Source organism: Rhodococcus sp. WAY2 (assembly GCF_009859915.1).
Lineage (GTDB): Bacteria > Actinomycetota > Actinomycetes > Mycobacteriales > Mycobacteriaceae > Rhodococcus_F > Rhodococcus_F oxybenzonivorans.
On the sequence record NZ_CP046572.1, the window covers coordinates 6,308,805 to 6,320,938 of the forward strand.

General features: G+C 65.6%; 13 protein-coding genes. 6 read left to right on the forward strand and 7 right to left on the reverse strand.

Annotation, left to right across the window (positions count from 1 at the left end):
* The first annotated feature begins 66 nt into the window (after nt 1–66).
* Nucleotides 67–1,131, forward strand: coding sequence for an alpha/beta fold hydrolase (locus GFS60_RS28435; RefSeq protein ID WP_159926342.1), 1,065 nt, complete (start codon nt 67–69; stop codon nt 1,129–1,131).
* 13 nt (nt 1,132–1,144) lie between these two features.
* Here GFS60_RS28435 and GFS60_RS28440 read toward each other — a convergent pair whose 3' ends face one another.
* Complete coding sequence (locus GFS60_RS28440) at nt 1,145–1,528, reverse strand: VOC family protein (RefSeq protein ID WP_159926343.1); 384 nt, start codon at nt 1,526–1,528, stop codon at nt 1,145–1,147.
* Nucleotides 1,529–1,681: 153 nt separating this feature from the next.
* Here GFS60_RS28440 and GFS60_RS28445 point away from each other — a divergent pair, with 153 nt between their 5' ends.
* Together GFS60_RS28445 and GFS60_RS28450 are read left to right on the forward strand one after the other, a co-directional pair.
* A complete protein-coding gene (locus tag GFS60_RS28445) occupies nt 1,682–3,046 on the forward strand; it encodes an MFS transporter (RefSeq protein WP_159926344.1) in 1,365 nt (454 codons plus the stop codon).
* A gap of 61 nt (nt 3,047–3,107) precedes the next feature.
* Nucleotides 3,108–4,340, forward strand: a complete 1,233-nt coding sequence (locus tag GFS60_RS28450) for an aminotransferase family protein (RefSeq protein ID WP_159926345.1) — start codon at nt 3,108–3,110, stop codon at nt 4,338–4,340.
* On the opposite strand, the gene GFS60_RS28455 is transcribed toward GFS60_RS28450, so the two are convergent.
* A complete protein-coding gene (locus GFS60_RS28455; RefSeq protein ID WP_201453470.1) occupies nt 4,337–4,606 on the reverse strand; it encodes a hypothetical protein in 270 nt (89 codons plus the stop codon). The two genes, GFS60_RS28450 and GFS60_RS28455, sit on opposite strands and share 4 nt — an antisense overlap.
* An 18-nt stretch (nt 4,607–4,624) precedes the next feature.
* On the opposite strand from GFS60_RS28455, the gene GFS60_RS28460 reads away from it, so the two are divergent.
* Nucleotides 4,625–5,338, forward strand: coding sequence for a hypothetical protein (locus GFS60_RS28460; protein WP_159926346.1), 714 nt, complete (start codon nt 4,625–4,627; stop codon nt 5,336–5,338).
* Here the strand turns inward: GFS60_RS28460 and GFS60_RS28465 are convergent.
* The 3 genes from GFS60_RS28465 to GFS60_RS28475 all read right to left on the reverse strand — a co-directional run bounded on the left by GFS60_RS28465 (nt 5,324) and on the right by GFS60_RS28475 (nt 7,223).
* Entirely contained in the window at nt 5,324–6,004 is a 681-nt protein-coding gene (locus GFS60_RS28465) for a PhzF family phenazine biosynthesis protein (RefSeq protein WP_159926348.1), read from the reverse strand. The genes GFS60_RS28460 and GFS60_RS28465 overlap by 15 nt on opposite strands.
* Nucleotides 6,005–6,092: 88 nt before the next feature.
* Nucleotides 6,093–6,632 (reverse strand): carboxymuconolactone decarboxylase family protein, encoded by a 540-nt coding sequence (locus GFS60_RS28470; protein ID WP_109330704.1) that lies wholly within the window; start codon nt 6,630–6,632, stop codon nt 6,093–6,095.
* Between the two features lie 3 nt (nt 6,633–6,635).
* A complete protein-coding gene (locus tag GFS60_RS28475; protein WP_109330702.1) occupies nt 6,636–7,223 on the reverse strand; it encodes a peroxiredoxin in 588 nt (195 codons plus the stop codon).
* 187 nt (nt 7,224–7,410) lie between these two features.
* On the opposite strand from GFS60_RS28475, the gene GFS60_RS28480 reads away from it, so the two are divergent.
* Nucleotides 7,411–8,334: a hydrogen peroxide-inducible genes activator gene (locus GFS60_RS28480; protein ID WP_159926350.1), complete on the forward strand. Its 924-nt coding sequence runs from the start codon at nt 7,411–7,413 to the stop codon at nt 8,332–8,334.
* 79 nt (nt 8,335–8,413) lie between these two features.
* Here the strand turns inward: GFS60_RS28480 and GFS60_RS28485 are convergent, their stop codons facing one another.
* Nucleotides 8,414–9,160: a LysR substrate-binding domain-containing protein gene (locus GFS60_RS28485; RefSeq protein ID WP_159926352.1), complete on the reverse strand. Its 747-nt coding sequence runs from the start codon at nt 9,158–9,160 to the stop codon at nt 8,414–8,416.
* 58 nt (nt 9,161–9,218) lie between these two features.
* Between GFS60_RS28485 and GFS60_RS28490 the strand changes: the two genes are divergently transcribed.
* Nucleotides 9,219–9,623: a DUF5997 family protein gene (locus tag GFS60_RS28490; protein WP_109330697.1), complete on the forward strand. Its 405-nt coding sequence runs from the start codon at nt 9,219–9,221 to the stop codon at nt 9,621–9,623.
* Nucleotides 9,624–9,627: 4 nt separating this feature from the next.
* Here GFS60_RS28490 and GFS60_RS28495 read toward each other — a convergent pair whose 3' ends face one another.
* Nucleotides 9,628–12,132, reverse strand: coding sequence for a DEAD/DEAH box helicase (locus GFS60_RS28495; RefSeq protein ID WP_159926354.1), 2,505 nt, complete (start codon nt 12,130–12,132; stop codon nt 9,628–9,630).
* Nucleotides 12,133–12,134: the final 2 nt, after the last annotated feature.

Here is a 12,134-nt window from a genome sequence, read left to right on the forward strand (position 1 = left end):
ACGCGCTATTCTCCAGGACGACCAACGTCAGACGCGTACCCCGATATCGGCAACGGCTGGGAGACTATGTTCGACGAGTTCGCAGGTGAGAACTTCGACCTGCTCAGCCGCGACCGCGGCAGCGTCGTCGCGGCCGACGATGGCGTTCCGCTGGCCGTCCGCGAGGTCGGTCCCGAATATGCGCCGCTCACCGTGGTCTTCGTGCACGGTTTCTGCAACCGGATGACCGGCTGGCATTTCCAGCGCGTACACCTCGAAGAGGTGTGGGGACCTACGATCCGCATGGTGTTCTTCGATCTGCGTGGGCACGGCAATTCAGGTGTGCCGCGACGTGAGACCTGCACGATTCCGCACCTCGCCCGGGACATCGACGCCGTGATCCGGGCACTCGTCCCCGAGGGGCCGATCGTGCTGGTCGGGCACTCCATGGGCGGAATGGCGGTGCTCTCCTATGTCGGCCGGCATCCCGACCTGATCGGTTCCCGGGTGGTGGGGGTCGGACTGATCGCGACCGCGGCGGGTGCACTGGGGGACGTCGGCCTCGCGCGGACCCTCAACACGCCGGTGGTCGCCGGATTCAGCACGGCGGCACGTGCCCTGCCTCGCGTAGTCCAGGGTGGCCGGGGCGCGAGCAAGCGCGTGCTGGCGCCGATTCTGCGGTCGGCGTCGTTTGGTGATCGTCGTATCAGCCCGGCCATCGTCTGGCACTCCGAACAGATGATCAACGACACACCCCTGAAGACGCTCGTCGATTTTCTGCCCTCGTTCAAGAACCACGACGAAACCGCCGCGGTGCCGCTCCTCGAACCGGTTCCGACTTTGGTGCTGTGCGGCGACAGGGACCTCCTGACGCCGTTCCGGTATTCGAAGGCGATCGCCGAGCAATTGCCGGAGGCAGAACTCGTCAGGGTGCCCGGCGCAGGACACATGGTGCACTTGGAACGGGCGTCACTGGTCTCGGAGGCGCTCGATCGTCTCGTCACGAGGTCGGTGGAATCGCTGCCCGCACCCAGTGCCTGGCGGGACGCCGTGCTGCTGGTCACCGAGCATCCGTGGATCGACACCGCTCGTCGCCGGGTGGCGGCATGGGGGCGGGTGGTCCGGCAGCGGGTGTCGCGGTCTCTTCGCTGATCGAAGGGCGTCGCTATCCGCCCGTATCGTCGCCCACCGGGTGCGGGGGAAGAACACAGAACTCGTTGCCCTCCGGATCGGCGAGCACCACCCACGGCACCCTCGAATCGTTGCTCAGCAGCCGGGCCCCGAGCGCGAGGAGTCGTTGCACCTCGGCGTCCTGCGTGCGCGACGACGGGGCGATGTCGAGGTGCAGTCGATTCTTGGCCGCTTTCTCCTCCGCGACGGGTTGGAAGAGCAGCGTCGGAAATCCCGGTCGATTCGCCTCGACGTAGGTGCGGCCGTACGCGTCGTTCCACTGGCGGGTCGACGGATAGTCCAGAGCCTCACACCAGAATTGGGCCAGTGATTGCGCGTCGCGGCAGTCGACGGCCACGGCGATGATGCGACTGTTCATCCCAGTCGACTACCCGTCGATGAGTCGGCGCACACTGCCGCTGGTCGAAACTATCGGCGTCCGCGGACACGGTGGCAATCGGCAAAGTGGCGACAACATCCGCCACTCGGGACACAATGGACTCACCTGACAGCGGCCTCGAGGGGGCGGAACATGGCATACGAGAATCCACCAGCCGACCAGGATGCCCTGCCGCCAGGAGTTCTTCGACGCGCAATCGCGGCTTCGGCAATGGGCAACGCCACCGAATGGTTCGACTACGGCGTGTATGCGTTCACGGTGTCGTATATTTCGGCGTCCTTCTTTCCCGGCGACACCGGCTCTGCCACGTTGTATGCCCTGCTGGTGTTCGCTGTCTCCTTCGTCGTGCGACCCCTCGGCGGGCTCGTCTGGGGCCCGCTCGGTGACCGTCTCGGCCGCCGTCAGGTTCTGGCGCTCACCATCCTGCTGATGGCGGGAGCGACGTTCTGCGTGGGACTTGTTCCCGGATACGACGTCATCGGATTCTGGGCACCCTTGTTGCTGGTGCTTCTTCGCATGATCCAGGGTTTCTCCACCGGAGGTGAGTACGGCGGCGCGGCAACCTTCATGGCCGAATATTCGCCCGACCGGAAGCGAGGATTCTGCGGTAGTTTCCTCGAATTCGGCACGCTCGGGGGATACGCGCTGGGCGCCATCGTGGTTCTGACGGTGGAGCTGGCGTCCACCGAACCGTTCATGGAGACCTGGGGATGGCGTATTCCCTTCCTGATCGCGGGCCCGATGGGTCTGATCGGCCTGTACCTGCGCACGAAACTCGAGGAAACACCCGTCTTCCGCGAACTCGACGAGGAAGGGGCAGTCGAGGAGGGGGCCGCGACGGAGTTCAAGGATCTGGTGACGGAGTACTGGCGGCCGATGTTGCTGCTCGCCGGTCTCGTCGTCGCTCTGAACGTCACCAACTACACCTTGCTCAGCTATATGCCGACGTATCTGGAAACCCAGATCGGTTTGTCGTCCACCGCGTCGTTGACGCTGTTCATCGTCGGGCAACTCGTGATGATGGCGGTGATCCCGTTCGCGGGCGGGTTGTCGGACCGATTCGGACGAAAACCGTTGTGGTACGTCTCGCTCGTCGGTCTTATCGTGCTGGCGGTGCCGATGTATCTGCTGATGCGCCAAGGATTCGCCTGGGCAATCTTGGCTTTCGCCGTCCTGGGGTTGCTGTACGTGCTGCAGCTGTCGACGATCTCCGCAACGTTCCCGGCGATGTTTCCCACGCACGTGCGCTTCGCCGGATTCGCCATCGCCTACAACGTGTCCACCTCGCTGTTCGGGGGAACGGCGCCTGCCGTCAACGAACTGCTGATCGAGTGGACGGACAACACGCTGATGCCCGCGTTCTACATGATGATCGCGTGCGGGATCGGTCTCGTGGCGCTCTACTTCGTGGCCGAAACGGCAGGAGCCTCCATCCGAGGCCGGGGGCTGCCGGGAATCGACACGGAACCGCATCCCACCGCCTACGCCGAGAAGTAGGCGGCCGAGATCTCTGCCCGGCGACATGGCATAGTCGCCTCGGAGTGGGGTTCACGAAGGGATGATCATGGCGTCGGCACTGTGGCACGGCTTCGCGGATATGGGCGCGGTGGAGGAGAACGGCGCGTTCGTCGTCTCCCGCGGCGACGGCGCGTACATCTGGGACGATCAGGGTAACCGCTACCTCGACACCACCGCAGGTCTGTGGTTCACCAACGTCGGCCACGGGCGCTCGGAGATCGCGGACGCTGTGGCGGACCAACTTCGGACCGTCGCGCACTTCTCGAATTTCGGCGATTTCGTCCCCGCAACCACGGCAGCACTCGCCGACCGGCTGGCCGCGCTGGCTCCCGTGCCGGGCAGCAAAATCTTCTTCACCTCCGGTGGATCCGACTCCGTGGACACGGCAGCCAAACTGGCGCGCCGCTACTGGCACGAAATGGGCAGGCCCGACAAGACGATCGTGGTCGGCAGGCAGAAGGCGTACCACGGCATGCATGTCGCGGGTACCGCTCTGGCAGGAATCCCCGTCAACCGGGAGGGCTACGGCGAGTTGATGGCCGACGCCGCGACCGTGGCATGGGACGACGCCAAGAGTCTCCTCGAGCTCGTCGAGAAGGTCGGCGCCGACCGGATCGCGGCATTCTTCTGCGAGCCGATCATCGGCGCGGGTGGCGTGTACCTGCCGCCGGACGGTTACCTCACCGAGGTCCGGGACATCTGCCGTGAACACGACATCCTGTTCGTCGTCGACGAGGTGGTCACGGGCTTCGGGCGAATCGGCGGCGACTGGTTCGCGTCCACGCGGTTCGGTCTCGAACCCGACATGATGACCACGGCGAAGGGCTTGACCTCCGGCTACGTCCCCATGGGAGCGGTCTTCATCGCACCCCGGGTGGCGGAGCCCTTCTTCGCGGGCGGTGTCTGGTGGCGTCACGGATACACCTACGGTGGTCACGCCGGCGCGGCGGCCGCTGCACTTGCCAACCTCGACATCATCGAGCGGGAGAACCTTCTCGCGGAGTCGAAGCGCCTAGAGGCCTCGTTACATCGGCACCTCGCACCGCTCGCCGACCACCCCCGGGTCGCGGAGATCCGCAGCGGCCTCGGTGCTGTCGCCGCCGTGCAACTCGCCGACCCCGCGGAGGCTTTGCCCTTCGTAAAGACTCTTCGCGAGCACGGAATTTCGAGTCGTGCCGCCGGTCAAGGTGCGATGCAGATTTCACCCGCGTTCGTCATGACGGACGAGCAGGTGGGCGCGCTCGCCGACGGATTCGGACGCGCACTCGGCTAGTGCGATCCGGGTAGCCGGCTGAGGAGTCGGTGCAGGGCGGCGGCCGAGCGAGCCCGCCAGGTAGGCGGTGTCAACGGAATCTCCTGCTTCCCGTCGCGTGCTGCGTAGGCGCGGGTGTAGCGCTCGTGGAGCCGGGCGCGGACCTCGTCCGGCGTGTATGCCTTGCGTTGCCGGTCTGCGCGGGCCGCAACGACACCGGTCGCTGCCACGCCCACCACACCGGCGAGCCCGACGAGTTTCCACCACTGTCTGCCTCGGGGTCTCATCGCCTTAGGCTAGAGCCCATGCACGCGCCCTCGCACACCGACGCTCGATCGGCCGGCTCCCGTATCGACCTCGACACCGCGGTGAACGTTACCCGCACCGGAGACATCTGGATCTTCCGCGGAGAATCGCCGGCGGACCGGGCCATTCAGACGCTGACCAACAGCCCCGTCAACCACGTGGGCATGTCGGTGGTGCTCGAAGATCTGCCGCCGCTGATGTGGCACGCGGAACTCGGGCACTCGTTGCAGGACATGTGGACCGGGCGTTTTCACCGCGGCGTGCAGTTGCACGATCTACGCGCCGCCGTCCAGGTGTGGGGTGCCCGTTACGGACAGCGCGGGTGGTTGCGGCAGCTCGCGGAGCCCGCGACGAAGGAACAGGAAGACGCGCTGATGCGGACCATTGCGCGACTCGACGGAACTCCGTTCCCCTCGACCGCGAAACTCGCTTCTCGCTGGTTCGGTGGACGGCTCCCTCTCGGCCGTCGTACGAGGAGGCGTTCAGGGAGTCTCGAAAGTGCCTACTGTGCCGAGGTGGTCGCCACGACCTACGAAGAGATGGGCCTTCTCGCCGGGGATCACCGCACGAGTTGGTACGACCCCGGAAAGTTCTGGAGTGGCGACCGGCTTCCCCTTGTCCCCGGTGTCACGCTGGGCCGCGAGATCGAGGTCGTCCTCAGCGACGCCGATCTTGCCGCGGGGCGCGGCCGGCGCCCGTCAGAGGGTTCGTGACTTTTCGGCACGCACACGCCCGCCGACCTCGACCCAGCCTGCGGGGTCGTACGTGGTGCGCAGTTCGGAGCCGCGGCCCTGCGTGATCAGCAGGGCGTGCCGGAGGTGAGCGGTGATACGGACGGCGGCGGCTCCAGTCGCCTCGTCCTCCACGATGCCCATGTCGGGCGCAAACATTCGTGACCGAATCGAGTGCTCCACCTTGTCGGTCCAGGCCCACAGGTAGTGGTGGCCCTTGCCGAACTTCTTCGGATCGGCATTCTCGACGTCCCTGACGCTGTTCATCGGGTACAGCGAGAATTCGGGCGCCCACTCCGGCTTTGCCCGCACCCAGGTGATCGCACCCGAGTGCCGGGTGGTCACAGGTCCGGCTGGTACGTCCAGCGTCTTCACTGCGGTACCGCGTTCACGCAGCCACCAGGACAGCCCGACGGTGGGGTGTCCTGCGAAGGGAAGCTCGGTTCCGGGTGTGAAAATTACCGCGCGGGCGGAGTCGTCGCCCGGGGCGGGGAGATCGACGAAGATCGTCTCGCTGTATCCGAGGGCAGCGGCGACTTTCTGCCGGTCGCCTGGCGGGACGGTCGACGCATCGACGATGCCGAGCGGATTGCCGTGGCGTCCGTTCTCGTCCGTGAATACCCGGACGACGTCTACGTGAAGGGGCATTGACGCACTCTATCGCTCCGATGAGCGACGAAGGGCCCCGCATGCGCAGTACGCGAGCGGGGCCCTTCGGGAGTACCTCTGCGAGGTGTCAGACGCTCGCGGTGGCGAGGGTCTCGTTGGCCTCGACGGCCTGAGCGACACCCGCGACGATCGAACCGGCGCGGATCGCTTCGAAGATCACCTCACGGTCGACGCCTTCCTGCCGGAGGGTGTTCTCGTGGGCTTCGAGGCAGTGGTTGCAGCCGTTGATCGCGGAGACCGCGAGCGACCACAGCTCGAAATCGGCCTTGTCGACACCCGGGTTGCCGATGATGTTCATCCGCAGGCCCGCACGGAGATCGTCGTACTTACCGTCAAGGTAGCCCTTGGTGCGGTAGAAGACGTTGTTCATGCCCATGATCGACGCGGCACCCAGAGCTGCGTTGTAGGCCTCGGCCGACAGCGAGTCGGCCGCCTCTTCGGCGATCTCCTTCAAGGTGGTCGCCGACTTGGTGGCAGCTGCGGTGGCGAGGAGGGTGCCCCACAGCTGCTGCTCGTTCAGCACGGTACTGCGCGCGATGGAACTCAGATTGAGCTTGAGGTCCTTGGCGTATTCGGGGAGTGAGTTCTTCAGATTCTCTACAGTCATGACTCAGACGCTCGCAGTCAGCAGTTCGCCGGCGTCGATCGTCGGATCGCCCTTCTTCCAGTTGCAGGCGCACAGCTCGTCGGACTGCAGGGCGTCGAGGACACGAAGGACCTCGTCTACGTTGCGGCCCACGGAACCGGCGGTGACGGAGACGAACTGGACCTCGTTGTTGGGGTCGACGATGAAGGTGGCGCGGTCGGCGACACCGTCGGCGTTGAGAACGCCGGTGGCCTCGACCAGTTCACGCTTGAGGTCCGAAAGGATCGGGAAGGGAAGGGTCTTCAGGTCCTCGTGCTGGGCACGCCACTGGAAGTGGACGAACTCGTTGTCGACGGACGCACCGAGCACCTGCGCGTCGCGGTCGGCGAACTCGTCGTTCAGCTTGCCGAATGCGGCGATCTCGGTGGGGCACACGAACGTGAAGTCCTTGGGCCAGAAGAAGACGATCCGCCACTTGCCGGCGTGGTCGTCGCTGGTGATCGTGGTGAAGTAGTCGTCGGGCTGCTGGGCGTCGACCTTGGAGAGGTCACCGCCGATGACGGCTTTCAGGTTGTACGCGGGGAACTGATCGCCGATGGTGAGCAGAGCCATATTCGTCCTCCTACTTGTCTTGTGAACACGTCGAACGCAGTGCAACCACACCCGAAGGCGCAGTTGAGGGTTTCGGTACCGGAAGCGGGTGACACGAAGGTCGTGCACCCGCGTTTTCTGGTGTGATTCCATTCTGCACGAAACCGGCTGAAAGGTAAAGCCGATAGATGTCTCTACACTGATAGGCATGGCTGATCAGAGTTATCAACCCACACTGTCGCAGCTGCGTGCGTTCGTCGCGGTGGCCGAACACCGCCATTTCGGCACTGCGGCTACACGTTTGAGTGTGAGCCAACCCACACTCTCCCAGTCCCTCGCCACCCTCGAAAGCGGCCTCGGCGTACAGCTGATCGAGCGAAGTACTCGCCGCGTCCTCGTGACCACAGCCGGTGAGAGACTGCTCGGCCAGGCGAAGGTCATCCTCGAAGCCACCGATGGTTTCGTCGCGACGGCGGCGGGCGTGGGGGAGCGGCTCACCGGACCGCTGCGGATCGGACTGATCCCCACTGTGGCTCCGTACGTGTTGCCCGCATTGCTGCCGGCCCTCCGGCAGGACATGCCCGCTCTGGAACCACAGGTGATCGAGGATCAGACTGCGCGCCTTCTCGAATCACTGCGCACCGGCTCGCTCGACGTCGCGGTGATGGCACTGCCCAGCGGCGCGGCCGGGCTCACCGAAATACCGCTGTACACAGAAGATTTCGTGATGGTCGTGCCCGAAGCGCATGAGCTGGCCGGACATACGGGTATCTCGCCCTCGGTGCTGGGTGCGTTGCCGCTCCTGCTCCTCGACGAAGGTCACTGTTTGCGGGACCAGACCCTCGACCTCTGCAGATCGGCGGATGTCCAGCCCATGGCGGGCGACACCCGCGCGACGTCGCTCTCGACGGTGGTCCAGTGCGTTGCAGGCGGGCTCGGCGTGACGCTGGTCCCCGAGTGTGCCGTGCGGGTAGAGATCGGGCGCGGCCCCTTGGCCACCGCACGCTTTGCCGCCCCCGCTCCGGGCCGGACGATCGGACTCGTCTTCCGCTCGTCGAGTGCGCGCGCCGAAGATTACGGGCAGCTGGCGGCCCTGCTCACGAACTCGGCCCCGGTCACTACTTCGCACTGAGCCGCCGGCGGCGGCTCACCGCTCGGGCCTGAGCCGCAGGCGGCGGCTCACCGCTCGGGACTGAGCCCGCGCCGCGAACTCACGACCGGCGGCGAGGTTTCCCGCGGCTGCCACCGCGCTTCCCCGAACCTCCACGGGCATTCTTGTTCCCGGCTGCCCGCTGCTGCCGCGTAGCGCCGGGTTCCGGACGTTTCTTCTTCACCGGCTCGGCCGGTGGACGCCCTCGCGAACTGTTGACCGTGCGCCCGCGCACGATTCCGATGAACTCCTCGACCAGTTCCGTTTTCCGATCCTCGGGCCACGACAGTGCGATCCGCGACTCGGGGCCGTCGGTCACCGGCCGGAACGTCAGATCCTTACGGTGATGAAGCCGGGCCAGCGACTGCGGTACGACGACGAGGCCCACTCCGGCCGCCACCAGCTCGATCGCATCCGCCGTCGTGGCCGGACGCTCCTTCGCCGGTACTCCGGGCAATTCTGCCCATTCGAGAATGTCGTCGAGGGGATGCAGCACGACGTCGTCCGCAAGGTCCTCCACGGCGATCTCGTCCACCGCTGCCACCACATGCTCTCGGGGGATGACGACGACGGGGGTCTCGGCATAGAGGGGGATGGCGCTGAGGCCTTCCCCATCGATCGGCACCCGGACTAGCCCGGCGTCCACCTCGCCGTCTCGCAGAGCTGCCGGCGCGTCGGCCGCGGACAGCGCAATGAGGGTGAGGGGTACGTCGGGCATCCGCTCGTTCCAGATCCGGATCCACTTGGTGGGTGTCACCCCCGGGACGTACGCAAGGCGGAACGAAGGGGGCACTACCGCGTCTGTCACTCCGTCAGGCTACCGGCCGTGGTCGGAACCACTGCGCATCCTCGTTACTCTTGGCACCATGACGTCGCACAAGAGCACCCAGACGATGAAGCCGGCAACCGCGGCGAAGAAGCTGGGTGTGTACCTCGAAGCCACACCTGCCGAGTTCCAGGAGGGTGTCGTGTCCCGCGACGAGCTCACCGCGCTGCAGTCCGATCCGCCCGAGTGGTTGCTCGAACTGCGGCGCAACGGCCCGCACCCGCGTTCCGTGGTCGCGGCGAAGCTGGGGGTCTCCATCGCGGGCCTGGCGCGTGGCGGGGTCACCGAGGCCCTCACCACCGAGGAGATCGACAGCCTCATGGCGGATCGGCCGGAGTGGTTGCAACAGGAGCGCGCCACCCAGGCCGAGGTTCGGCAGGAGGCCGTGCGTATCAAGGAGAAGAAGGCGGCACGACGCGATCAGCCCCGGAAACGACGTTCGTGAACCGCTAGCCCTCGACGATGCTGAGTTCGTCGAACACCACTTCTCCGGCGGCATCGGACTCGGGGAGATCGACGACGGCGGTCAAGGCCCAGCCGTGATCGCCCTGCGGGTCCTCGAGGACCTGACGCACGCGCCAGAACTCGGGGGCCACCTCCACCTGGAAAAGCTGGGGTCCACGCGCGGAGGGGCCGGTGCCCACGGTGGAGTACTCGTCGAAGTAGGGAAGGAGCTGTTCTTCCCACTCGTACGCGTCGATGCCGTCGCCGAGCGCCTCGAGCTCGGACCACCGTCGCCGTGACGCCAGCTCGATGCGCCGGAACATCGCATTGCGCACCATCACCCGGAAGGCACGTTCGTTGGCAGAAATGGGTCGTGGGACGTCGGCGCCGAACGCGACCTGCTGAACGTCACCTTCCGCGCCCGGATCGGTAAGTGATTCCCACTCGTCGAGCAGGCTGGAATCCACCTGGCGGATGAGTTCACCCAGCCACTCGATGAGATCGTCGAGTTCTTCCGTCCGAGCTTCCGTCGGAACCGTCTGCCGCAAGGCGCGATAGGCGTCGGCGAGGTAGCGCAGGACCAGTCCCTCGGACCGTGCCAGTCCGTAGTGGCTGACGAGCTCAGCGAAGGTCATTGCCCGCTCGACCATGTCGCGGACCACCGACTTGGGTGACAGCGCAAACTCCGAAATCCACGGATGCCCACCGCGATACATCTCGAACGCCGGGAACAGTACATCGGACAACGGCTTCGGCCACGTGACCTCCTCGAGGAGTTCCATGCGCTCGTCGTACTCGATTCCGTCCGCCTTCATCTGCGCCACAGCCTCGCCGCGGGCGGCATGCTGCTGCGCCATGAGTACCTGCCGCGGGTCGTCGAGGGTCGACTCGATGACCGAGACAACGTCGAGCGCATAGGATTCCGACTCCGCGTCGAGTAGTTCCAGCGCCGCGAGCGCGAATGTCGACAACGGTTGGTTGAGAGCGAAGTCCCGTTGCAGTTCCATCGTGAGGCGGGCCATCCGCCCATCGGCATCAGGCTCGTCCAGCCGCTGCACGATGCCGGCGTCGATCAACCCGCGATACAGCGACAGTGCCTTCAAGATGTGCTTACGCTGCGCGGGCCGCGACTCGTGGTTGTCCTCGAGGAGATGCCGCATCGAGGCGAAACAATTGCCGGGTCGCGCGATGACATTGAGCAGCATGGAGTTCGACACCGAGAACCGTGAGATCAACGGCTCGGGGGAGGCTGCGACGAGGCGGTCGAACGTGGCCTCGCTCCACGAGACGAATCCGTCCGGCGCCTTCTTACGCTGGACCTTCCTACGTTTCTTCGGGTCGTCACCGGCTTTGGCCAGGGCCCGCAGGTTCTCGACCTCGTGCTCGGGGGCCTGGACCACGACGGTGCCGAGGGTGTCGTACCCGGCGCGGCCGGCACGTCCTGCGATCTGATGGAATTCGCGCGCACGCAGGTGACGCGTGCGGCTGCCATCGAACTTGGTCAGACCGGTGAGGAGCACGGTGCGGATGGGCACGTTGATGCCCACCCCCAGTGTGTCGGTGCCACAGATCACTTTGAGCAGTCCGTCCTGGGCCAGCTTCTCGATCAACCTGCGGTACTTGGGCAGCATCCCCGCATGGTGCACACCGATACCGTGCCGCACGAGGCGGGAGAGGGTCTTGCCGAAGCCGGTGGTGAATCGGAAGCCGCCCAGTGCCTCGGCGATGGCATCTTTTTCGGCGCGGGAGCAGAAGTTCACACTGGTCAGCGCCTGAGCACGTTCGAGCGCCGCGGCCTGGGTGAAGTGCACGACGTATACCGGAGCCTGATTGGTGGTCACCAGTTCTTCGATGGTCTCGCTCACCGGGGTGGTCGCATACGAGAACATCAGCGGGACGGGTCGCTCGGTACCGGCGACGACGGTGGTGGGCCTGCCCGTGCGCCTCGTGAGATCGGTGGAGAAGAACTCGACCTCACCCAAGGTGGCCGACATCAACAGGAACTGGGCGTGGGGCAGTTCGATGAGGGGCACCTGCCACGCCCAGCCGCGATCCGGCTCGGAATAGAAATGGAACTCGTCCATCACGACTTGCCCGATGTCGGAGTCGGGTCCCTCACGTAGCGCGAGATTCGCGACGATTTCTGCGGTCGCGCAGATGATGGGCGCCCGGGAGTTGACGGCGGCGTCACCGGTCATCATTCCGACATTCTCCGCGCCGAACACCTCACAGAGCGCGAAGAACTTCTCGCTCACCAGGGCCTTGATGGGGGCGGTGTAGAAGGTGCGCTTCCCGGTGGCCATGGCGAAGAAGTGCGCACCGACCGCGACCATCGACTTGCCGGATCCGGTGGGCGTCGCCAGGATCACATTGGCGCCGGAGACGAGCTCCATGATCGACTCTTCTTGGGCGGGATAGAGCCGCAGACCTCGATCTTCGGTCCATGAGGTGAAGGCGTCGAAAACGGAATCAGGATCCGCGTCTTCGGGGAGAAGGTCGGGAAGAAGCACTG

Coding starts and splice junctions, on each gene's coding strand:
- GFS60_RS28435 (WP_159926342.1), top strand. CDS start 67: ATGTTCGACGAGTTCGCAGGTGAGAACTTCGACCTGCTCAGCCGCGAC.
- GFS60_RS28440 (WP_159926343.1), bottom strand. CDS start 1,528: ATGAACAGTCGCATCATCGCCGTGGCCGTCGACTGCCGCGACGCGCAA.
- GFS60_RS28445 (WP_159926344.1), top strand. CDS start 1,682: ATGGCATACGAGAATCCACCAGCCGACCAGGATGCCCTGCCGCCAGGA.
- GFS60_RS28450 (WP_159926345.1), top strand. CDS start 3,108: ATGATCATGGCGTCGGCACTGTGGCACGGCTTCGCGGATATGGGCGCG.
- GFS60_RS28455 (WP_201453470.1), bottom strand. CDS start 4,606: ATGAGACCCCGAGGCAGACAGTGGTGGAAACTCGTCGGGCTCGCCGGT.
- GFS60_RS28460 (WP_159926346.1), top strand. CDS start 4,625: ATGCACGCGCCCTCGCACACCGACGCTCGATCGGCCGGCTCCCGTATC.
- GFS60_RS28465 (WP_159926348.1), bottom strand. CDS start 6,004: ATGCCCCTTCACGTAGACGTCGTCCGGGTATTCACGGACGAGAACGGA.
- GFS60_RS28470 (WP_109330704.1), bottom strand. CDS start 6,632: ATGACTGTAGAGAATCTGAAGAACTCACTCCCCGAATACGCCAAGGAC.
- GFS60_RS28475 (WP_109330702.1), bottom strand. CDS start 7,223: ATGGCTCTGCTCACCATCGGCGATCAGTTCCCCGCGTACAACCTGAAA.
- GFS60_RS28480 (WP_159926350.1), top strand. CDS start 7,411: ATGGCTGATCAGAGTTATCAACCCACACTGTCGCAGCTGCGTGCGTTC.
- GFS60_RS28490 (WP_109330697.1), top strand. CDS start 9,219: ATGACGTCGCACAAGAGCACCCAGACGATGAAGCCGGCAACCGCGGCG.